The organism is Sulfuricystis thermophila (assembly GCF_004323595.1).
GTDB classification, from domain to species: Bacteria; Pseudomonadota; Gammaproteobacteria; order Burkholderiales; family Rhodocyclaceae; genus Sulfuricystis; species Sulfuricystis thermophila.
This window is the reverse complement of the sequence record NZ_AP019373.1, coordinates 2,001,345-2,022,204: the sequence shown is the minus strand read 5'-3', so window position 1 is coordinate 2,022,204 and position 20,860 is coordinate 2,001,345. Positions and strand designations below refer to the sequence as shown.

The following is a 20,860-nucleotide window of genomic DNA, read 5'->3' as shown; positions in this document are numbered from 1 at the left end:
ATCAGCGGATGAACGTGAGCAGTAGCCCAAGCAGCGCGCAGGCGCCGATTACTTTCATGATGTCGATCTTGTACTTCCACAGCGCCAGGAAGGCGGCGATGGTGACGATAACGGCCAAGCCTTCGAACGGCCCGGAGAAGGGCGCTGCTTCGCTGGCCTTGGGCCAGAAGGTATGCCAGGCGAAGAAAACGGCGAGGTTCATGATCACGCCGACGACTGCGGCGGTGATCGCGGTGAGCGGCGCGGTGAATTTGAGCTCGCCGCGGGTCGCTTCGACCAGTGGTCCGCCAGCGATGATGAACCAGAAGCTCGGCAGGAAGGTGAAGAACGTCGCCACCGTGGCGCCGGCCAGACCGGCGGCGATCGGGGCATCGAGCACAGCCTTCGTCACCCCGCCGATGTAGCCGACCCAGGTGACGACCATGATCAGCGGGCCGGGCGTGGTTTCGCCGAGCGCGAGGCCATCGATCATCTGCGGGCCGGTGAGCCAATTGAAGTGCTCGACGGCGCCCTGATAGACATAGGGCAGCACGGCATAGGCGCCGCCGATGGTGAGAAAGGCGGCCTTGGTGAAGAACTCGCCCATGTGGAAGAGATCGCGGCTGCCCTGCAATGCCAGCAGGCAAGCGATGCCGATGACGAGGAAGATCCCCGTGCTCATCACCAGCTTGGCCCAGCTGAACCGGGCGTGCGCCGGCGGCGGCGTGTCGTCGTCGATCACCGCCGGGCCGGAGACCTTGTGCGTGGCACCATGACCGCCCCCCGCCTTGAATTTGGCGGCGAGCTTGCCGCCCATGGCGTTGCCGAGCACGCCCAAGCCAGCGGCGGAGAGCACGATCCAGGGAAAGCCGATCTTGAAGAAGAAAATGCCGATGAAGGCCAAGACGGCGATGCCGGCCAGCACTTCGTTCTTGATCGCCTTCGAACCGATGCGCCAGGCGGCGAACAGCACCACCGCGACGACGGCCGGACGGATGCCGGAGAAGATGCCCTGCACCAGCGGCAGATCGCCGAAAGCGAGGTAGGTGGCGGCCAGGGCGGACAACAACACGAAGGCCGGCAGGAAGAACAGCACGCCGGCGGCGATCGCACCACCGATGCCGTGCATCAGCCAGGCGATGTAGATGGCGAGCTGGATGGCTTCCGGCCCCGGCAGCAGCATGCAGTAGTTGAGCGCATGCAGGAAACGCTGCTCGGAAATCCAGCGGCGCTTCTCGACCAGTTCATGGTGCATCATCGAAATTTGGCCGGCCGGGCCGCCGAAGCTGATGAAGCCGAGTTTGAGCCAGTATTTGAAAGCCTCGCCCAAAGTCGGCGCTGGCGGGGGTGAGGGCGTCCCGCCGGGCGCCGCCTTGTTTCGAAGAGTCGGCGCTGGCGGGACGGCACCCGCGGATGTGGAAGTAGGAGAAGAAGTAGGGGAAGTCGTGTCGACGGTGTCCATGGCAAGACCTCGCAAGAAATCGCGCTGACGGAACTTGGACGGGACACCGTCTTGGGCAAGCCGGGAGTCCGCGATTCCCGACCGAGGCAGTGTAGCAGAATATCGCTGCCATCATTTGAAACCCCTGCGAAACTGGCTGCGCGGGCGGTCTGCTGCGTTGCGCGGTGCTCGCTCCCTCGCCTATCTATTTGATATGTCTCGGTCGCTGCGCTCCGGGCGCCGAGCTATCATCCCGCTCGCGGCGTTTCGCAGGGGTTTCCTTTTCTGTATCATCAGCAAAACAATAATTACGAATGAAGAGGAGACGATCATGTCCCTGCCCCTGACACTTTCGCGCGCGGCGCAGTTGCTGGGTGTGCCCCGCGCGGTGCTGCAAAAGCACATCGCTGCAGGCGAGCTTCCGTCTCATGACGGCATGGTGTTGAGCGAGGATCTGGAAAAGCTCTATCCCGACATCAAGCTCGAGGATTCCGGCGCTTTCGAACGCATTATGCAGATCAAGGAACAGGCGTTCGCCAAGCGGGTGCGCGAGCGCATCCTGCCCAATCAGGAAATCCTCGCCCAGCGGCTGGCCGCCCAGAGCGAGGAACTCGAAGAGGTGCGCCGCCATCTGGCCGAGTATCATCGCCTCGTCGAAGCGCTCAGCACGCGTATCGACGAAATGCAGAAAACGGCGCCTTCCCCACAGCTTGCCGAACTGGCCCGCCTGCTCGACGACGGGCTGGCCGCGGTGCTGGCCAGCGAAGAACCCGCCGATCGATTGGAGGTGCTCGATGATGTGTTGCGTGTCATGACGGCGCAGGTCAAGGTGCGGCCCTCGGGCCGCGAGTTTTTCGTCGAAGGCAACGAATCGGTGCTCGAAGCGGCGCTGCGCGCGGGCCTCGCCCCGTCCTATGGCTGCCGCAATGGCAATTGCGGGCTGTGCAAGGCGCGCATCGTCTCCGGACAGGTCAAGCAGATCCATCCGACCGACTATCCGCTCTCGGCCAGCGAGCGTGCCCAGGGGCATGCCTTACTGTGTTCCAACACCGCCGTCACCGATCTCGTCATCGAGATGATCGAGGCGACCCAGCCCAGCGACATCCCCGAGCAGGAGGTGACGGCGAAGGTGAAGCAGGTCACGCCGCTATCGAGCGACATCCTGCTGCTGCATTTGCAGACACCGCGCAGCCAGCGCCTGCGTTTCCTCGCCGGCCAATCGGTGACGCTCTCCGTTTCCGGCGCCACCACCAATTTCCAGGGCGATTATCCGATCGCCTCCTGTCCCTGCGACGATCGTAATCTGCTGTTCCACATCCGTCGCGATGACAACGACGCCTTCGCCAGCCGGCTGTTCTCGGACCCCTTCAAGCCCGGCGACCTGGTCAGCGTGTTCGGGCCATTCGGCGAATTCGTGTTGCAGAAGGACAGCAGCGACGACCTGCTGTTCATCGCTTGCGACACCGGCTTCGCGCCGATCAAGAGCCTGATCGAGAATGCCGCCGCGGCCGACCTGCCCGGCCTCATGCATCTCATCTGGGCGGCGACCCGTCCCGATGGTCATTACCTGGCAAACCAGTGCCGCGCCTGGGCCGAAGCGCTGGAAACTTTCAGCTTCGAGACACTGACCGCGCCCGATGCCGCCGCTGCCGGCGCCGCGGCGGCCGGCCAGGTCCTCGCCATCCCGGATTTCGCCCGCCGCGAGGTCTATGTCGCCGGCCCTGCCGAATTCATCGAAAGTGTGACGAACCACCTGAAGACGGCGGGGTTGCCTGCCGATCACCTGAGATACGAGACGATCTGATGCGCCCTGCCCAACTTGCCTTCATTCTCGACCGCGAATTCGAAAGTACCGCCGCTGGCCATCACACGCCGGTGATGCTGTGGGGGCCGCCCGGGGTCGGCAAGTCGCAGCTCGTCGCGCAGGTTGCGGCCCGCCACGGCGTGCCGGTGATCGACATCCGCCTCTCGCAGATGGAACCTTCCGATCTGCGCGGCATCCCCTTCCGCGTCGACGACCGCGTCGAATGGGCGGTGCCGGCGATGCTGCCGGACGCCGAGCGCCACTGGCCGGCCGGCATCCTGTTCCTCGACGAGATCACCTCGGCGCCGCCCGCCGTCTCGGCCGCCGCCTACCAGCTGATCCTCGACCGGCGGTTGGGCGAATACCGCGTGCCGCCGGGCTGGGCGATCTTCGCCGCCGGCAACCGCCAGGGCGACCGCGGTGTTACCTACGCAATGCCGGCGCCGCTCGCCAACCGTTTCTCGCACTTCGAGGTCGATGTCAATCTCGACGACTGGGTGACCTGGGCCTACGCCAATGGCATCGACGAGCGCATCATCGCCTTTCTGCGCTTCAAGCCCGAGCTCCTGTTCGACTTCGATCCGGCGAAGAACGCCGGCGGCGAGATGGCCTTTCCCAGCCCGCGCTCGTGGGAATTCGCCCATCGCGCGCTGCGCAAGTTCGGTGACCATGCCCAGCTGCTGCCCGGTGCGCTCTCCGCCTGCGTCGGTCATGCGGCCGGCATCGAATGCGCGGCCTTCATCGACAGTCTCGACCGCCTGCCCGATCTCGACGCGGTGTGTGCCGGCGAGGACGTGCCGGTGCCACAGGAGATCGATCTGCAATATGCGGTCGCGGCGGCGCTCGCCGGCCGCGCCTTGCGCGCGCGCGGCACGCCAGATGCGACGCGCGTCTGGGGCCACATCCTCGATTACGCTCAGAGGTTCCCGCAGCGCGAGATGGGCGTGATGCTGGTCTCCGACATGCACCGCGGCATCGGCCAGCCGCTCTTTGCCGTGCCGCAGTTTGCCGGCTGGGCCAACGCGGTCGCCGACTTGATGCTCTATGAATGAGGTCGAAACCAAACTCGCGGCGGCCAGGACGCGCCTGATCCTCGACAAGCCCTTCCTCGGCGCCCTGGTGCTGCGGCTGCCGCTCAAGGCGGCGACTTGGTGTCGCACCACCGCGACCGACGCGCGCACGCTCTACTACAACCCGCGCTGGATCGAAGGCCTTTCCGCGGCACAGGTTCAGTTCGCGCTCGCGCACGAGGCGCTGCATTGCGCGCTCGGCCATTTCGCGCGGCGCGGCCACCGCATCCAGCGCAAGTGGGACATGGCCTGTGACTTTGCGATCAATCCGCTGCTCGTCGACGAGGGGCTCACACCGCCGGCTGAAGCCGTCGTGCTCGACATCTATCGCGGCATGGCTGCGGAGGAGATCTATCCCTGCATCGACGACAGCAATGACGACAGCCGCATGATGGACGAGCATGTCTGGGACGGCGCGGAGGGCGGCGACGGCGGCGGACAGGGCGAGCACAACGAGGCGCAGGGCAAGGGCGGAAGCCGCGCCGAGGAGCTCGACGCGAACGCCGGCGGCAGCAAGCCGCAGAAATCCGGCGCTGGCGGCACGGCAGGGGATGAGGAAGACGGCCCGCCGCCGCCGCTCGGCGCCCGGGAGAAAGAGCAGCTCAAGGAACAATGGCAACGGCATCTGGCGGCCGCGGCGCAGCGTGCGCGCGAGGCCGGCAAGCTCTCCGGCCAGCTCGCGCGGCTCGCCGATGCGGCGCTCGCCGCGCAGGTCTCCTGGCGCGCGCTGCTGGCGCAATATCTGTCGCAGGTCGCCCGCAGCGATTACACCTGGCAGCGTCCGTCGCGCCGCGAAGGCGAAGTGATCTGGCCTTCCTTACGCAGCCACGGCGGCGACCTCCATGTCGCACTCGATATTTCCGGCTCGGTGACGGAAAAGGATCTCGCCGATTTCCTCGCCGAACTGAATGCGCTGAAGGGCGCGCTGCCGGTGCGCATCACGCTCCATGCCTGCGACAGCGCGCTGGCGGAAGGCGGACCGTGGGTCTTCGAGCCTTGGGACGAATTGCGGCTGCCCAAGCAGTTTTCCGGCGGTGGCGGCACGGCATTCACGCCGGTCTTCGAATGGATCGAACGCGCCGGCCAGCAGCCCGATGCGCTGATCTATTTCACCGACGCGGACGGCGAATTTCCCCGGCAAGCGCCGAATTATCCGGTGCTCTGGCTCGTCAAGGGCAAGGCGCCGGTGCCCTTTGGTCGCAGGATCCAGCTGAATTGAGCAGTGTCGAACTTTCTCCCGAAGATGCGCTGCGCCTCAACGTGCTGCTGGCCGGCGAGGTGCATGCGGTACGCATCGACGAGGGCGCGCGCACGCTGTATGCGCTGACGCCGAAGGGCGAGGCGCGCATCGTGCTGAATCCGGTCGGACGCGCCGAGCGCTATGTGCAGCGGGTGCGCGAAGTGCTCGCGGGTCACGTGCTCGGCTCGCCCGGCGGCTATCCGGTGTATTTGCGCCGCTGGACGCGCATGGGGCAGGCGGGCGAAAAGAATCTCGAGGCGTTGCTCAAGCTCGGCGAACCCGAGGCGGTGCTCGCCGTCGCCCATGCCGCCGGGCTGACCGACGAGCTGGCGCGGCGCGCCTGGTGGGCCGGCCAGCAGCTGGCGACGATGGAGATCGCGCGCGTGATGCTGATGCATCCTGCGGTGCGCGCCGGCCAAATGGGGCCGGTGCTGACCCGGCATCTGGTCGACTATCTGCCGTTCGAGCAGGACCCGCTCGCCGCGATGCAGACGGTGCGAGTGGTGCTCGCCGCCGGCCTGCTCGGTGAGGAAGAGCGACTGCAGCTGTGGGCGAAGGGCAAACGCCGACCGCACTACCTGATCGGCTTCCTCGAACACTTGCCCGACGAGTTGCCGCCCGAACCGGCACGCCCGCTGCCGCAAGGCTTGCCCGATACTCCAGCGGCGCAATTGTTGGCGCGTTGTTATTCCGGCGCCGGGCAGAGCTATCTGAAAGCCGCAGAGCTTGCGCTCGACAAGGCGCCGACGCACGAGGCGGTGTATCTGCTGCTCGATCTCCTCGGCCAGTATTTCGCCGCTGGCGCCGAGGCCGGCGCCCTGCCGATCGCGGGCGAGGAAGCGGCGGCGCTGGCGGCGCTGGCGCGTCTTTCGCAGCAAGATGCCGTGCCGATCCTGACGCGCACCACGGCGGTCGGGCCGTTGATGCGGCGTCATCTCGAACCGCTGATCGGGCCTATCATTGGCCATCTACGTCGTTTGAGGGCGGCACAATGAAGGGGGGTGTTTATCTCGATGCGGAAGCTCCGCAGCTCGTCCAGCAGCATTTCGCGCTGGTCCGGGTGGTACGCGGCAAGCGCCAGCGTTTTCCCGAAAACGTCGTCGAGGTGGTCGACTCGGCCGAGGTCGCCTTGCAGCGGCAGGACCCGGCGCAAAATCTCCATGCCGCCGAAGTCGTCGGTCCCTCGCGCTCCTCGGAGGGGTTTCGTCTCTATTACCTGGTGCGCTGGCTGAGTGATTGACATGAACGAATTCCCCACGCCGAAAAAACCTTTCCCCATCCCCGTCGTGCCGGCAGGTGAGAGCGCGCCCGATGCCGCGCTCGACCATTGCAGCGCCGCGGAACCCTTCGCGCTGATGGTGCTCGGCGACAGCATGGAGCCCGAGTTCGTCGAGGGCGAGATCATCATCGTCGAACCCGAAGGACTGGCCACCGCTGGCTCCTTCGTGATGGCCTGGCTCGATGGCGAATGGATCTTCCGCCAGCTCGTCGGCGGCCCCGGGGACTGGAAATTGCGCCCGCTCAACCCCAAGTATCCGACGGCGAGCATCCCCGACCTTTCGGTCATCAAGGGGGTGATCATCCAGAAATCCAAGCCCGGCCGCAGAAAAGCGGCAAAACGTTACGTCGATTGACCCACACAGGGATGCCATGCCTTACTACATCTACCGTATCACCCAGGTCGGCCCGGTCAAGAACCTCGAAAAGCTGACCGAGTTCGCCAAGTTCAAGGACGCCTCCGCCGCCGCGAAGGAAATGCGCAAGACCACCGACCTGACCCAGTGCAAGATCCAGGTGGTGTTCGGCGAAAACGAATTGCAGGCCGAAGAGGCGCTCAACACCGTGCGGCCGGCCGAGCCGCTGACCGGCGACGACTGGTAGTCGTCGGCTCGAGGATGGACGAGCACAGCTATCACAACCTCCGCAAGGAGCTCAACCCGCTGCCCTGCGTGTTCGAGAAGGCGCTGCTCTGTCAGGCGGCGGTGTGCGAGGCGGCTCAACGTGCGCTACTGGCCGAGCGCGAGATGTTCGTCTGCCGCGACCCGCTGGTGCGTGCCGCCTGCGGCCAGTTGCTGCTGCTCCTGCGCCAGAACGCCGCCTTTGCGCTCAAGGTCAAGGATACGCAGCGCATCCTGCCGCATGCGATGACGATGAAGGTGCAGTGTGGCGGACTGGCCGGTTTGAAAGACCTGCTCGATCCCGAAGCCCATGCGCCCGACGTGAAAAAGCTCGTCACGCGCGCCCAGGCCGAATACGGCGCGTTGGAAAGTCTGCCGTTCTCGCGCATCGTGCAGGGCATCAGCCACTGGCAGATCCGCAAGCGCGCCCCGACCCGGCCATGATCCCCGATTTCGACCGCCTCGTCGCCGCCGTCCAGAAGAACTGCCACATCAGTGACGCCCGTCATGCGCGTGGCATGACGCTGTGCACATACCTCCTGGAAATGCGCGAGTTCTACCGCTGGGAGGCGGGTATCGCACCGGGCGCGCCGCTCGAGCGCGCCGCGGTCGGCGCCTGGCTGAATGCACGCGAGGCGCTGTGGGAGACGCTGGAAGCCGAAGACTTCGCCCCTGTGCCGGTCGCTGGGAGGGAATATGCGCCGTTCGAGGTCGCGGCGATCAACCAGGCGCTGGTGCCGCATGGCCTCGTCTATGGCGCCGGGATCGGCCGTTTCGGCAAGCCGCATTTCTTCCTCGGCGAACTCGAGCGCCACGAGGTGCGCGATGGACTGACCGTGCTGGTCAGCGGCTGCGAGCATGCGCGCGATCTGGGCGCGCTGCCCGCGGCACTGCAGGGGGACACCGCATTCGTGCGGCGCGCGGCGATGCGCCAGTGGCTATGGGAAAAAGCCGAGGCCTGGATGATGAAGAGGACGCCCGGCCCACTGGCGCTGGCGCTGGCGGCGCACGGCTTCGAGGACGATGCCGAAGCGGCGCTGTCCCGCATGGTCGATGCCGAGACCGAAACCGCGATCCTTCACGAACGTGGCGAACATACGGCCGGCCGGCTCCTCGGCGCGGCCTGGGAAGAACGTCTCGCCAGCGGCTGCCCGCGGCGCGCCGAAATCCTGATGCGCGCGGTGCGCGACCACCTCGCCGACAGCCTCGTCACCTTGCCGACCTTGCTCGAACGCGAAGCCTGGCCGTCGCTGCTGTTCTGGCTCGCCAATCTCGACGGCATGCGACGCGAGTTGTGGCCGGCACTGGCGAACTTCGAGGCGACGAAAGTCGGCGCTGGCGGGACGGCACTGGCGGAGATGATCCGGCAGGGCGCCGAGCATTTCGAGCGCGTCGCGCGTCGGCTGCTGGCGGCGGATGAACAGGCCGTCGCAGCGCTGTCGCACGACGTCGCTGCGCTGGCCTTGGCATAATCCGCCCATGCCGCTAAAGTTTTCCGCCAATTTGTCCTTGCTGTTTCAGGAACACGACTTCCTCGACCGCTTCGGCGCCGCGGCACGCGCGGGTTTTGCCGGCGTCGAGTTCCATTTCCCCTATGCGCACGAGAAGGCGGCGCTGGTCGAAGTGGCGCTCACCTCCGGCGTCGAGGTGGTGCTGTTCAATCTGCCGGCCGGCGACTGGGCGGCTGGTGAGCGCGGCATCGCCTGTCAGCCCGCGCGCAAGGCGGAGTTTCAGGACGGTGTGGGCCTCGCCGTCGAATACGCCGAGGCGTTGGGCTGCACGCGGCTCAACTGCCTGGCCGGCATTCCGGAGGGTGATCGCGCCAAGGCGATCGAAACCCTGATCGACAACCTTGCCTTCGCCGCCGCCGTGACGCAGCGCGCCGGCATCCGGCTCATGCTCGAACCGCTCAACACGCGCGATGTGCCGGGCTTCCTGATCGCCACGACGGCACAGGCGATGGAAGTCATCGACGCCGTCGGCAGCAAGAACCTCTTCCTGCAATACGACGTCTATCACGCGCAGCGCATGGAAGGCGAGCTTGCCGCGACGCTCGAACGCCTGCTGCCGAAAATCGGCCACATCCAGATCGCCGACAATCCCGGCCGCCACGAGCCGGGCAGCGGCGAGATCAATTTTCCCTTTCTCTTGCGTCGTCTCGCAGCGCTCGGCTATGCCGGCTGGATCGGCTGCGAATATCAGCCGAGCGGCGCGACTGCCGACAGCTTCTCCTGGCTGGAGCCCTATCGATGAGCCATTCCCCATCATCGGCCGACGTGCCGGAAGTGCCGGTCGAGGCGCGCGATGCGCTGTTTCATGAGCTGGCGGCCATCCTGCCGCCCGCCGCGCTGATCACTCACCCCGAAGAGCTCAAGCCCTATGAGTGCGACGGGCTCACCGCCTATCGTCAGCTGCCCTGGCTGGTGACGCTGCCCGAGACCGAAGAACAGGTGGTCGCGATACTGAAAGCCTGCCATCGCCATCGCGTGCCGGTGGTGGCGCGCGGCGCCGGCACGGGGCTCTCGGGCGGCGCGACGCCGGTGGCGGGCGGGGTGATCCTGTCGCTGGCGAAATTCATGCACATCCTGGCGATCGACCCGCAAGCGTGCACGGCGCGCGTGCAGCCGGGTGTGAGGAATCTCGCCATCAGCGAGGCGGCCGCGGCCTACGGGCTCTACTACGCGCCCGATCCCTCCTCCCAGCTCGCCTGCACGATCGGCGGCAACGTCGCCGAGAACTCCGGCGGCGTGCATTGCCTGAAATACGGCCTCACGGTGCATAACATCCTCAAGCTGCGCATCGCGCTGATCGACGGCACGGTCGTCGAAATCGGTTCGAATGCCTTCGACAGCCCCGGCTATGATCTTCTCGCGCTGCTCATCGGCTCCGAGGGCATGCTCGCGGTGGTGCTCGAAGCATGGGTAAAGCTCACGCCGAAGCCGCAGACGGCGCGCGTGGTGATGGCCTCGTTCGACGATCTGACCCAGGCGGGCAATGCGGTGGCCGACATCATCGCCGCCGGGATCATTCCCGCCGGGCTGGAGATGATGGACATGCCGGCCACCGCGGCGGTCGAGGACTTCGTCCATGCCGGCTATGATCTTTCCGCCGCGGCGATTTTGCTCGCCGAATCGGACGGCACGCCGGAAGAAGTCGAGGAAGAGATCGCGGCGATGCAGACCGTGCTGGAGAAGGCCGGCGCGCGTGATCTGCGCGTCTCGCAGGACGAAGCCGAGCGGCTGCTGTTCTGGGCCGGCCGCAAGGCCGCCTTCCCGGCGGTCGGCCGCATCACGCCGGACTATCTGTGTATGGACGGCACGATCCCGAGGAAGCATCTCGCCACGGTCTTGACGCGCATCGGTGAATTGTCGGCGCGCTACGGCCTGCGCTGCGCCAACGTCTTCCACGCAGGGGATGGCAACCTGCATCCGCTGATCATGTTCGATGCCAACGTGCCGGGCGAGCTGGAACGCGCCACCGAATTCGGCGCGCGCATCCTCGAACTCTCGGTCGATGTCGGCGGCACGATCACCGGCGAGCATGGCGTCGGCATCGAAAAGGTCGGCCAGATGTGCGTGCAATTCACCCCCGACGAGCTCGCCGCCTTCCATGCCGTGAAGGCCGCCTTCGACCCGCACGGCCTGCTCAATCCGGGCAAGGCGGTGCCAACACCACGGCGCTGTTCCGAATATCGGCTGACGGGGACGGCGCGATGAACGATCTGAGCCAACAATTCATCGAGCGCGTGAAGAGTGCTACGGCCCCGCTGTGCATCCGCGGCGGCGGCAGCAAGGACTGGTATGGCAACGCGCCGCGCGGCGAAGTGCTCGAAGTGAGCGCCCATCGCGGCATCGTCGCTTATGAGCCTAGCGAGCTGGTGATCACCGCGCGCTGCGGCACTCTGCTTACCGAAATCGAGGCGGTGCTCGCGGAGAAAGGCCAGTGTCTGCCCTTCGAGCCGCCGCGTTTCGCGGCGGAAAGCACGATCGGCGGTGTCGTGGCGGCAGGACTCTCCGGCCCGCGTCGGGTGAGCGCCGGCAGCCTGCGCGACTATCTGCTCGGCGTGAAGCTGCTCGACGGCCGCGGGCATGAGCTGGTCTTCGGCGGTCAGGTGATGAAGAACGTCGCCGGCTACGACGTCGCGCGCCTGATGGCCGGCAGCCTCGGCACGCTGGGGATTCTTCTCGAAGTGTCGCTCAAGGTGATGCCGCGGCCGGCAGCCACAGCGACGCTGAGGTTTGCCCTCTCACAGGCCGAGGCGCTCGAACGGTTGAACCGCTGGGCGGCGCAACCCTTGCCGATCGTCGCCAGCGCCTGGCATGAGGGTATGCTGACGATCGAGCTCGCCGGTGCGCGCGCGGCGGTCGAGGCGGCACAAACCAAACTCGGCGCTGGCGACACGGCACCGGAAACTTTCTGGGACGACTTGCGCGACCAGCGGCTGCCGTTCTTCGCCAGCGAGACGCTCTGGCGGCTCTCCGTGCCGCCGACCACGCCACCGCTCGACCTGCCAGGCGAGCAGCTGATCGAGTGGCGCGGCGGCCTGCGCTGGCTGAAAACCGATCTGCCGGCGGAGGCGATCCGCGCCGCGGCGGCGGCAGTCGGCGGTCATGCGACCTTGTGGCGCGCGCCACCCGAACTCAAAGAGCGCGTCGGCGCCTTCGCGCCGCTGCCTGCACCGCTGATGACATTGCACCAGAACCTCAAGGCCGCCTTCGACCCGCGCGGCATCTTCAATCCCGGCCGCCTCTACCCGGAGCTCTGAGCTTATGAAAAAATTCGTCGCGAGCGCAGCCAGGTTGGGGGAGGCCGGCGCGCAGCCACCGGAGTGTATAAAGCAATACATGAGGATGGCGAGCACCGCCCGACCCCAAGATGGCAAGCGTAGCAGAATTTTTCACAAGCTCTGATGGAAACCCATCTCGTCGATTTCATCCGCGACACGCCGGCAGGACGGGAAGCCGAGGAAATCCTCAGGAAGTGCGTGCACTGCGGTTTTTGCACCGCGACCTGCCCGACCTATCAGTTGCTCGGTGACGAGCTCGACGGCCCGCGCGGCCGCATCTACCTGATCAAACAGCTGCTCGAAGGCGCCGAGGTGACGGAAAAGACGCGCCTGCATCTCGACCGCTGCCTGACCTGCCGTTCCTGCGAAACCACCTGTCCGTCAGGGGTGCGCTACGCGCGCCTGCTCGACATCGGCCGCGAGCTGCTCGAAGCCCGCCTGCCGCGCCAAGGAGCGGACAAGCTGATGCGCATCGCATTGCGCGAAGGGCTGCCGCGGCCGGCGCTGTTCGGCAGCGCGATGCGCCTGGGTCAGTTGGTGCGACCCTTCCTGCCCACCGCCCTGAAAGCCAAGGTGCCGCCGCTCGCTTCGGCCGGGCCGGAGCCGGTCATCGCGCCCCAGGCCCGCAAGATGCTGCTCTTGGCCGGCTGCGCCCAGCCATCGATGTATCCGAACATCAACGGCGCGGCCAAGCGCGTGCTGGCGCGGCTCGGCATCCATCTGTTCGAGGCGGCCGGAGCCGGCTGCTGCGGCGCAATCCGGCTGCACCTGGGGGATGCCGAAGGCGCACGCGAAAATGCACGGCGCAACATCGATGCCTGGTGGCCGCATCTCGAAGCCGGCGCCGAAGCCATCGTCATCACCGCTTCCGGCTGCGGCGTCGAGGTCAAAGACTATGGTCATCTGCTGCAGGACGATCCGGCCTACGCGGCGAAAGCGGCACGCGTCGGCGCGCTGGCGCGCGATGTCGCCGAGGTCGTCGCCGCGGAAAAGGATGCCCTCCTGAAGCTGCTCGAAAACTCGGCGCCTCATTTGCCAACATGGGGACGGCACAAGATAGCCTTCCACGCGCCGTGCAGCCTGCAGCATGGCCTGAAACTGCGCGGCGTGGTCGAACCGATTCTCACCGCCGCCGGTTTCGATCTGACGCCGGTCGCCGATGCCCACCTCTGCTGCGGCTCGGCCGGCACCTATTCGATCCTGCAGCCGGAGCTCTCGCAGCGGCTGCGCGGCCGCAAGCTCGCGGCCTTGCTCGCCGGCCAGCCCGCAATGATCGCCAGCGCCAACATCGGCTGCATCGCGCATCTGGCGGCCGGCACCGCGGTGCCGATCAAGCATTGGATCGAGTGGCTCGACGAAAGGCTGCAAGCCTTGCCGGGAGACCGCAGTTGACAGACCCTGGGGTTGCCAGCGAAGAACGGCGTCAGAATCCCGAGATCCGTGCGCGGTTTCTCGAAGTCTACGAAGTGCTCAAACCGTTCTTCGACCCGGCGAACGTGTGGGCGGGTCATGCGCACGAGTACCTCGCCTATCGCGCCCTACACGAGCGTTTCCCGCAGATGTCGCCGCAGGAAGTGCAGATCCTCGTCGAGGCCGCGCGTCGTGTGTTCTCCCACGGCCGCCAGCCCGCGGCTTAGCCGTTGTTCTTCACCAACAGCTTGGCGCTCGCCTCGGCGACCACGGTGCCGTCCTGGTTCTTGCAGACGCCGGAAAAGCTCACCACGCCACCGCCGTGCTTGGGCTTGTCTTCCTTGGCCGTGACCGTCCAGGCGACGTGCAGCGTGTCGCCGGGTTTGACCGGCGCGGTGAATTTGATCGCGTGCTCGAGATAGGCGATCGCCGTGCCGTAGAGCAGCATGCCGAACTGCGCCGCCATCACGTTGCTGGTCAGATAGCCGTGGGCGATGCGCGTGCCGAACTTGCCTTTCTTCGCCCAGCTTTCATTGACATGCAGGGGATTGAAGTCGCCGAACAGCCCGGCGCCGAGGACGACGTGCGTTTCGGTCAGGGTCATCGCGGATTCATAGACATCGCCGAGGTTGAGTTCGTTGTAACCACGTCCGGGCAGCATCTGCATTCTCCTTCAGGACAGAATGGAAGCAAATATAATCGAAACATGCCCTTCATCATCGAGACTTGCACTGCGCAACACATCGGCGACCGCGACGAGCAGCAGGACCGTGTCGGCCTGTTCGCACATCCGATCCGGAAGGGCGCATTGCTCGCAGTGGTGGCCGACGGCATGGGCGGGCACACGGGCGGGGCGCTGGCCGCCGAACAGGTGGTGCATTCCGCGCGTACCAATTTCGTCAGCAATCCGCTGGAAGCCGGTGAGATCCGCGACATCCTCGCCAGCAGCATCAACGATGCCCATGCCGCGATCCGGCTGGCGCATCTGACCAGCGAGCAGGAACCGCACAGCACCGCCTGTCTGCTGATCGTCCATCATGGCAAGGCCGACTGGGCGCATTGCGGCGATTCACGCGTCTATCATTTCCGCGCCGGTGCCCTAGTCTCGAAAACCTGGGACCATTCCCATGTGATGAACCTCGTCCGGCAGGGTTATCTGACCGAGGCTCAGGCCGCCGAGCATCCGCAGAAGAATCTCCTGATCTCCTGTCTCGGTGACGAGTCGCCGCCGCAAATCGAATTCGGCAGCGCCGACCCGCTCGCCGAAGGCGACAGCTTCCTGCTGTGCTCCGACGGTCTGTGGGCGTATTTTTCCGACCAGGAGCTCGGCCAGCTGCTCTCGGAGCTTCCGCCGCGCGAGGCGGCCGAACGCCTGATCCAGGGCGCGCGGGAGCGCGCCGCCGGGCGCGGCGACAACGTCTCGTGTATCGTCCTGCGCGTCAAGTACGTTGCCGAAGAACGTCCGGTGCCGCCGTGGCGGCGGACACCGCCCAAAGAATGAGGAGAGGCTCGATGCCATTGACCATCGGTGTGCCCAGGGAAACCTACCCGGGCGAGAAACGCGTCGCGACGGTTCCGGAAGTCGTCGAAAAACTGATCAAACTCGGCTTTGCCGTCGCCATCGAGCACGATGCCGGCGCGGCCGCCAATTTCAGCGATGCGGCGTATCAGGCTGCCGGGGCGCAGGTGCTTGCCGATGCGGCGGCGCTGTGGAGCAGCGCCGACATCGTCTTCAAGGTGCGTCCGCCCACCCTGGCCGAGGTCGCGCTGATGAAGGAAGGCGCAACGCTGATCGGCTTCGTCTGGCCGGCGCAGAATCCGGAACTGATGCAGGCGCTGGCCGCGAAGCGCGCCACCGTGCTGGCGCTGGACTGCCTGCCGCGGCAACTGTCGCGTGCGCAAAAGATGGACGCGCTGACCTCGATGGCCGGCATCGCCGGTTATCGCGCCGTCATCGAGGCGGCGAACGCCTTCGGCCGTTTCTTCGCCGGCCAGGTCACCGCCGCCGGCAAGGTGCCGCCGGCCAAGGTGTTCATCGCCGGCGCCGGCGTCGCTGGCTTGGCGGCGATCGGCACGGCGGCGAATCTCGGCGCCATCGTGCGCGCCAACGACACGCGCTCGGAAGTCGCCGACCAGGTGAAATCGCTCGGCGGCGAGTTCGTCAAGGTCGATTACGAAGAGGAAGGCGCAGGCGCCGGCGGCTATGCGAAAGAGATGTCGGAGGGCTTCAAGGCGGCGCAGCGCGCGATGTATGCGCGCGAGGTGGCGGAAGCCGACATCGTCATCACCACCGCGCTGATTCCGGGCAAACCGGCGCCGAAGCTGATCACCGCCGAGATGGTGCAGAGCATGCGCCCGGGCAGCGTGATCGTGGACATGGCGGCCGAGCAGGGCGGCAACTGCGAGCTGACCGTGCCGGGCGAGGCGGTGGTGCGCCACGGCGTGACGATCATCGGCTACACCGATCTGCCCTCAAGGCTGGCGCGCCAGTCTTCGACGCTGTATGCCACCAACCTGCTGCGCCTGACCGAGGAGCTCTGCAAGAACAAGGACGGCACGATCGACGTCGATTTCAATGACGATGCGATCCGCGGCCTGACCGTGATCAAAGAGGGCGAGATCACCTGGCCCGCGCCGCCACCGAAACTGCCGGCCGCAGCGCCCAAGCCCGTGCCCGCTGCCGCCGCGCCGGCGAAACCTGCGGCGCACGGTCATGGCGCCGGTGCGCCGATGGCCGGCAAGACGCTCGCGATCCTGTTCGCCATCGGCGCCGTCTTGTTCTGGCTCGTCGGCGCCTTCGCTCCGACCTCGTTCCTGTCGCACTTCACGGTTTTCGTGCTGGCCTGCTTCGTCGGCTACATGGTGATCTGGAACGTCACCCCTGCGCTGCATACGCCCTTGATGAGCGTCACCAACGCGATCTCGTCGATCATCGCCATCGGTGCGCTGATCCAGATCGCGCCGCCCGAGTCCGGCATGGCCGGCCGGCCCGATGCCCTGATCCTCGGTCTGGCGTTCGTCGCCGTGCTGCTGGTGGCGATCAACATGTTCGGCGGCTTTGCCGTCACGCGCCGCATGCTGGCGATGTTCAGGAAGTGAGGTCGTCCCGATGAGCGCAAATCTCTCCGCCGTCGCCTATCTGGGCGCCACCATCCTGTTCATCCTCAGTCTCGGCGGGCTGTCGAACCCCGAGACCGCGCGGCGCGGCAACCTCTACGGCATCATTGGCATGACGATCGCGGTGCTCGCCACCGTCTTCGGCCCGCGCGTGACGATGGCAGGACTGCCGTGGATCGTCGGCGCGCTGGCCATTGGCGGTCTGATCGGTCTGATCGCCGCGAAAAAGGTGCAGATGACGCAGATGCCGGAACTGGTGGCGTTGATGCACAGTCTGGTGGGCCTGGCGGCCTGTCTGGTCGGCTTCGCCAGCTACATCGACACCTCGGTCGTCTTTACGGGTGCCGAGAAGGCGATCCACGAGCTCGAAATTTATGTCGGCATCTACATCGGTGCGGTGACCTTCTCGGGCTCGCTGATCGCCTTCGGCAAACTCTCCGGCAAGATTTCCGGCAAGCCGGTGCTGCTGCCGGGCCGCCATGCGCTCAATCTCGTGCTGGCACTGGTGGTGATCTACTTCGGTTATGCCTTCCTGCAGGCCGAGAACGTCGCGACGGGCATGACACCGCTGATCGTGATGACTGTGATCGGCCTCTTGTTCGGCATCCACATGGTGATGGCGATCGGCGGCGCCGACATGCCGGTGGTCGTCTCGATGCTCAATTCCTACTCGGGCTGGGCGGCGGCCGCCACCGGCTTCATGCTCGCCAACGACCTGTTGATCGTCGTCGGCGCGCTGGTGGGATCCTCGGGCGCGATCCTCTCCTACATCATGTGCCGGGCGATGAACCGCAACTTCATCAGCGTGATCAGTGGCGGCTTCGGCACCGGGGAAGGACAGAAAGTCGGCGCTGGCGGGACGGCACCGGCCGGCGAGGTGAATCCGATCACGGCGCAGGAAACCGCGGAACTGCTGCGCGAAGCGAAAAAAGTGATCATCGTGCCCGGCTACGGCATGGCGGTGGCGCAGGCACAGCACACCGTCTCGGAAATCGTCAGACTGCTGCGCGAGAAGGGCGTCGAGGTGCGCTTCGGCATCCATCCGGTGGCCGGCCGCATGCCGGGGCACATGAACGTGCTGCTCGCCGAGGCCAAGGTGCCCTACGACATCGTGCTGGAAATGGACGAGATCAACCCGGACTTTCCGGACACCGACGTGGCGCTGGTGATCGGCGCCAACGACATCGTCAATCCGGCGGCGCAGGAAGTGCCGGGCAGCCCGATCGCCGGCATGCCGGTGCTCGAAGTGTGGAAGGCGAAGACCTCGATCGTCATGAAACGCTCGATGGCCTCCGGCTATGCCGGCGTCGACAATCCGCTGTTCTACAAGGAGAACAACCGGATGCTGTTCGGCGACGCGAAGAAGACGCTCGATGAGGTGCTTGCGGCACTGAAGTAGTGAGTCCGGCGCAGGCGCTGCCCCCCGCGCCGGGCCGTGCTCATTCGACGCGGATTTCGATGCGCTTGGGTTGCGCGTGTGCCGCCTTCGGGATGCGCAGCTTGAGCACGCCATTGGCGAACTCCGCGGCGACCTTCTCGCTGTCCAGCTCCTTGGAGAGCGTGAATACGCGCCGGTAACGCGGCAGATTCACCTCGGCATGCAGCGATTCCATACCCTCCGGCATGGCGAGCGCCACTTCTCCTTCGATGGTCAGCGTATCCGCCTCGACCAGCAGGTTCAGCTTGTCCTTCGGCACGCCGGGCAGATCCGCCGTCAGCGTGATGCCGTTCGCATCCTCGATGACATTCACCGGCGGCAGCAGGCTGGCCTCGGGCTGGGTCGTCTTGCCTGGGGTCTTTTCAACGGCTGTCGTCATGTCGACTTCCTCCTTCACTGGATGGCGATGCGGCGCGGGATCGCGGCTTCCTGGCGGGCGATGCTGATGTGCAGCACGCCGTCGCGATACTTCGCCGTCGCGCTGTTCGGGTCGATGTCGTCCGGCAGGGTGATGACGCGGCGGAAGCGGCCGGCGAAACGCTCGCCGATGTGCAGCATCGCCTTTTCCGGCAAGGTCTCCTCGGCGCGTTCGCCGGCGATGGTGAGCACACCCTTCTCGATCTGCACTTCGATCGCCGCTGGATCGATGCCCGGCGCGAAGGCGTAGATTTCGACCGATTTCGGCGTGCTGCCGATGTTCAGCGCCGGAAAGCCGCCGCGCGCACCGCCGCGGATGCTCAGGTCGAATGCCTGCTGCATGTCGCGCTGCAGGCGCTCCAGTTCCGCGAACAGGTCGCGGGGAAACAGGTTACGAGTGTACATGCGCATTCTCCTTGGTTCTTTGCTGAACAGGCGAACGGGATACTCGCCTCTTGCCGGCGATATGTGCGCTGGCGGCAAAACTTCAAGGGGTGCGCTTTCAGGCGTAGAGCAAGTAGCTGGTGCTGGCCTCCTGCCAGGCGGCCTCGTCCTTCGCGGCGAGCGCGTCGAGATCGGCAGGGGTGGCGGCCGGGTCGTCGACCCATGCGCGCAGTGTGGGCCCGCCGTTGATCACATCGATGGCCAGCCGCTGAGTTTCGTATTCGTAAGGAAAATCGCGCCAGAGCGGGTAGTCGGGCCAAAGCCGGCGGATCGCCTTGAAGGCGAGCGCCATCAGCCGCCAGGGTTTGAAGCGTCGATGATCGTAGTGCGCCGGATCGTCGACATGGATCTGCAGCCCTTGGCAGAGCTTGCCGGCATGCTTGTGGAAGGTCGGCTCGAACCAGCAGGGGCGCAAGATGCAGCCGGCGAGCCAATCGGGCGCGAGCCGTTGCATTTCGGCGAGCAGCCGCGCGGAATCGATGTCGGGCGCACCGAAGAGCTCCAGCGGCCGCGTCGTGCCGCGCCCTTCGGAAAGCGTCGTACCCTCCAGCATCACGGTGCCGGCGTAGCAGCGCGCCATCGAGAGATTCGGCGCATTGGGGCTGGGATTGATCCAAGCGCGTTCGAGAAGCGGCCAGCCGAAGCCGGGCGCGGCGTCCGCGTCCCAGCCCTGCATCGTGATCACCTCACACTCGACATCGAGCCTCAAGCTGACGACGAACCAGCGCGCCAACTCGCCTAGCGTCAGGCCGTGGCGCATCGGCATCGGCCCGGCGCCGACGAAGCTCTCCCAGCCCGGCTCAAGCAGCAGCCCCTCGATCGGACGGCCGACCGGATTCGGCCGGTCGAGCACCCACACCGCCTTGCCATGCCGCGCGGCGGCTTCGAGGACGTAACGCAGCGTGGTGACGAAGGTATAGACGCGGCAGCCGAGGTCTTGCAAGTCGACGAGCAGCACGTCGAAGCTTTCCATCATCGCCGCGGTCGGCCGGCGCACCGCGCCGTAGAGGCTGAAGACCGGGATGCCGTGTCGCGGATCGACGAAGTCCGCCGATTCGATCATGTTGTCCTGTTTGTCGCCCCTGAGGCCATGCTGCGGGCCGAAGGCGGCAGTGAGCCGAATCTCCGGCAGCGCGGCGAGGGCATCGAGCGCATGCGTCAATGCGCGCGTCGTCGAGGCCGGGTGGGCGAGCAGCGCGACGCGACGGCCGGCGAGCGGCCGGCGTAGGGCGGCATCTTCGATCAGGCGGTCGAGACCGAATTTCATCGGGGGCGGGGGAAGGCGAGCAGGAAGCTGGTGGGGTGATGGAAGTCGGGGGGGCCCGCAGGATGGGCCAGCGCCCAGTAGCCGAGCCGGCCGTCATGGCGCTCGACGACCACCGCGAGCGCGCAGCGCAGATGCCTGCCGGCCGGCAGCGCCGAAGGCGAAAGACTCGCATCGAGGCGCAGGCTGCCATCCCGGTAGTGCGACCACAGCAACGGCGCCGGGATCGGTGCGCCAGGCTTCAGCGGCTCGCGGTAAGCGGCGAAATCGTACGCGGCCCACTGACCGGAGGGCGAGAAATTGAATTCACGGTAGGCGCAATCGCTGTCGGCGGCGACGAAAAGTTCGCAGCAGGTGGTCTGCCACAGTGCGCCAGCGGGCGCCGGGGCCTCGCGCGTCGGTACCCGCATCAGACCCGCCGGGCAGTGGATCGTGTAGGCGAGCTTCAGCGTCCCGTCGTCCTTTTGCAGCACGGTGACGCCAACGCGCTGCACGAAGCCCTGCGGATTGTCGGGATGAGCGGCGAGGGTGGCATGGATCGCCTGGCTCATG

At 66.2% G+C, this 20,860-nt stretch carries 23 protein-coding genes; 17 read left to right on the top strand and 6 right to left on the bottom strand.

Annotation, left to right across the window (positions count from 1 at the left end; genetic code table 11):
- Window position 1 precedes the first annotated feature (1 nt).
- Window positions 2–1,309, bottom strand: coding sequence for a chromate efflux transporter (gene chrA, locus M52SOB_RS10255; protein WP_284155071.1), 1,308 nt, complete (start codon window positions 1,307–1,309; stop codon window positions 2–4).
- Between the two features lie 442 nt (window positions 1,310–1,751).
- On the opposite strand from chrA, the gene M52SOB_RS10250 reads away from it, so the two are divergent.
- The 14 genes from M52SOB_RS10250 to M52SOB_RS10185 all read left to right on the top strand — a co-directional run bounded on the left by M52SOB_RS10250 (window position 1,752) and on the right by M52SOB_RS10185 (window position 13,855).
- Window positions 1,752–3,224: a 2Fe-2S iron-sulfur cluster-binding protein gene (locus M52SOB_RS10250; RefSeq protein ID WP_172601814.1), complete on the top strand. Its 1,473-nt coding sequence runs from the start codon at window positions 1,752–1,754 to the stop codon at window positions 3,222–3,224.
- Window positions 3,224–4,276, top strand: coding sequence for an AAA family ATPase (locus M52SOB_RS10245; RefSeq protein ID WP_131111715.1), 1,053 nt, complete (start codon window positions 3,224–3,226; stop codon window positions 4,274–4,276). Before M52SOB_RS10250 ends, M52SOB_RS10245 begins: the two co-directional genes overlap by 1 nt.
- Complete coding sequence (locus M52SOB_RS10240) at window positions 4,269–5,513, top strand: vWA domain-containing protein (RefSeq protein ID WP_131111714.1); 1,245 nt, start codon at window positions 4,269–4,271, stop codon at window positions 5,511–5,513. Before M52SOB_RS10245 ends, M52SOB_RS10240 begins: the two co-directional genes overlap by 8 nt.
- Window positions 5,510–6,529: a sulfur reduction protein DsrS gene (locus M52SOB_RS10235; protein WP_131111713.1), complete on the top strand. Its 1,020-nt coding sequence runs from the start codon at window positions 5,510–5,512 to the stop codon at window positions 6,527–6,529. The genes M52SOB_RS10240 and M52SOB_RS10235 overlap by 4 nt, the downstream gene beginning before the upstream one ends.
- The gene (locus tag M52SOB_RS10230) at window positions 6,526–6,774 is read left to right on the top strand and encodes a hypothetical protein (protein ID WP_131111712.1); all 249 of its coding nucleotides are present in this window, start codon (window positions 6,526–6,528) and stop codon (window positions 6,772–6,774) included. The genes M52SOB_RS10235 and M52SOB_RS10230 overlap by 4 nt, the downstream gene beginning before the upstream one ends.
- Window position 6,775: 1 nt before the next feature.
- The gene (locus tag M52SOB_RS10225) at window positions 6,776–7,168 is read left to right on the top strand and encodes a S24 family peptidase (RefSeq protein ID WP_131111711.1); all 393 of its coding nucleotides are present in this window, start codon (window positions 6,776–6,778) and stop codon (window positions 7,166–7,168) included.
- 16 nt (window positions 7,169–7,184) lie between these two features.
- Window positions 7,185–7,415, top strand: coding sequence for a hypothetical protein (locus M52SOB_RS10220; protein WP_131111710.1), 231 nt, complete (start codon window positions 7,185–7,187; stop codon window positions 7,413–7,415).
- Between the two features lie 14 nt (window positions 7,416–7,429).
- On the top strand, window positions 7,430–7,876 hold the full coding sequence (locus tag M52SOB_RS10215; protein WP_131111709.1) for a hypothetical protein: 447 nt from the start codon (window positions 7,430–7,432) through the stop codon (window positions 7,874–7,876).
- A complete protein-coding gene (locus M52SOB_RS10210) occupies window positions 7,873–8,904 on the top strand; it encodes an Sfum_1244 family protein (RefSeq protein WP_131111708.1) in 1,032 nt (343 codons plus the stop codon). The genes M52SOB_RS10215 and M52SOB_RS10210 overlap by 4 nt, the downstream gene beginning before the upstream one ends.
- A gap of 7 nt (window positions 8,905–8,911) precedes the next feature.
- Window positions 8,912–9,685, top strand: a complete 774-nt coding sequence (gene hyi / locus M52SOB_RS10205; RefSeq protein WP_131111707.1) for a hydroxypyruvate isomerase — start codon at window positions 8,912–8,914, stop codon at window positions 9,683–9,685.
- Window positions 9,682–11,148: an FAD-linked oxidase C-terminal domain-containing protein gene (locus tag M52SOB_RS10200; protein ID WP_131111706.1), complete on the top strand. Its 1,467-nt coding sequence runs from the start codon at window positions 9,682–9,684 to the stop codon at window positions 11,146–11,148. The genes hyi and M52SOB_RS10200 overlap by 4 nt, the downstream gene beginning before the upstream one ends.
- Window positions 11,145–12,197, top strand: coding sequence for a glycolate oxidase subunit GlcE (glcE, locus tag M52SOB_RS10195; RefSeq protein WP_131111705.1), 1,053 nt, complete (start codon window positions 11,145–11,147; stop codon window positions 12,195–12,197). Before M52SOB_RS10200 ends, glcE begins: the two co-directional genes overlap by 4 nt.
- 144 nt (window positions 12,198–12,341) lie before the next feature.
- Window positions 12,342–13,610: a glycolate oxidase subunit GlcF gene (glcF, locus tag M52SOB_RS10190; RefSeq protein ID WP_131111704.1), complete on the top strand. Its 1,269-nt coding sequence runs from the start codon at window positions 12,342–12,344 to the stop codon at window positions 13,608–13,610.
- On the top strand, window positions 13,607–13,855 hold the full coding sequence (locus M52SOB_RS10185) for a hypothetical protein (RefSeq protein ID WP_131111703.1): 249 nt from the start codon (window positions 13,607–13,609) through the stop codon (window positions 13,853–13,855). Before glcF ends, M52SOB_RS10185 begins: the two co-directional genes overlap by 4 nt.
- Here M52SOB_RS10185 and M52SOB_RS10180 read toward each other — a convergent pair.
- Window positions 13,852–14,289: a MaoC family dehydratase gene (locus M52SOB_RS10180; protein WP_172601813.1), complete on the bottom strand. Its 438-nt coding sequence runs from the start codon at window positions 14,287–14,289 to the stop codon at window positions 13,852–13,854. The two genes, M52SOB_RS10185 and M52SOB_RS10180, sit on opposite strands and share 4 nt — an antisense overlap.
- Before the next feature lie 45 nt (window positions 14,290–14,334).
- Between M52SOB_RS10180 and M52SOB_RS10175 the strand changes: the two genes are divergently transcribed.
- From M52SOB_RS10175 to pntB, 3 genes are read left to right on the top strand one after another with little or no spacing between them, the layout of a single operon-like run.
- Window positions 14,335–15,129 (top strand): PP2C family protein-serine/threonine phosphatase, encoded by a 795-nt coding sequence (locus tag M52SOB_RS10175; protein ID WP_131111701.1) that lies wholly within the window; start codon window positions 14,335–14,337, stop codon window positions 15,127–15,129.
- Between the two features lie 11 nt (window positions 15,130–15,140).
- Window positions 15,141–16,727, top strand: coding sequence for a Re/Si-specific NAD(P)(+) transhydrogenase subunit alpha (locus M52SOB_RS10170; RefSeq protein ID WP_131111700.1), 1,587 nt, complete (start codon window positions 15,141–15,143; stop codon window positions 16,725–16,727).
- Window positions 16,728–16,737: 10 nt separating this feature from the next.
- Complete coding sequence (pntB, locus tag M52SOB_RS10165) at window positions 16,738–18,144, top strand: Re/Si-specific NAD(P)(+) transhydrogenase subunit beta (RefSeq protein ID WP_131111699.1); 1,407 nt, start codon at window positions 16,738–16,740, stop codon at window positions 18,142–18,144.
- Window positions 18,145–18,184: 40 nt separating this feature from the next.
- Here the strand turns inward: pntB and M52SOB_RS10160 are convergent, their stop codons facing one another.
- From M52SOB_RS10160 to M52SOB_RS10145, 4 genes are all read right to left on the bottom strand, one after another.
- The gene (locus M52SOB_RS10160; RefSeq protein ID WP_131111698.1) at window positions 18,185–18,562 is read right to left on the bottom strand and encodes an Hsp20/alpha crystallin family protein; all 378 of its coding nucleotides are present in this window, start codon (window positions 18,560–18,562) and stop codon (window positions 18,185–18,187) included.
- Between the two features lie 14 nt (window positions 18,563–18,576).
- A complete protein-coding gene (locus M52SOB_RS10155) occupies window positions 18,577–19,005 on the bottom strand; it encodes an Hsp20/alpha crystallin family protein (RefSeq protein WP_131111697.1) in 429 nt (142 codons plus the stop codon).
- Between the two features lie 97 nt (window positions 19,006–19,102).
- Window positions 19,103–20,311, bottom strand: a complete 1,209-nt coding sequence (locus M52SOB_RS10150) for an exo-beta-N-acetylmuramidase NamZ family protein (RefSeq protein WP_131111696.1) — start codon at window positions 20,309–20,311, stop codon at window positions 19,103–19,105.
- Window positions 20,308–20,859, bottom strand: coding sequence for a DOMON-like domain-containing protein (locus M52SOB_RS10145; protein WP_131111695.1), 552 nt, complete (start codon window positions 20,857–20,859; stop codon window positions 20,308–20,310). Before M52SOB_RS10145 ends, M52SOB_RS10150 begins: the two co-directional genes overlap by 4 nt.
- Between the last annotated feature and the right edge of the window lies 1 nt (window position 20,860).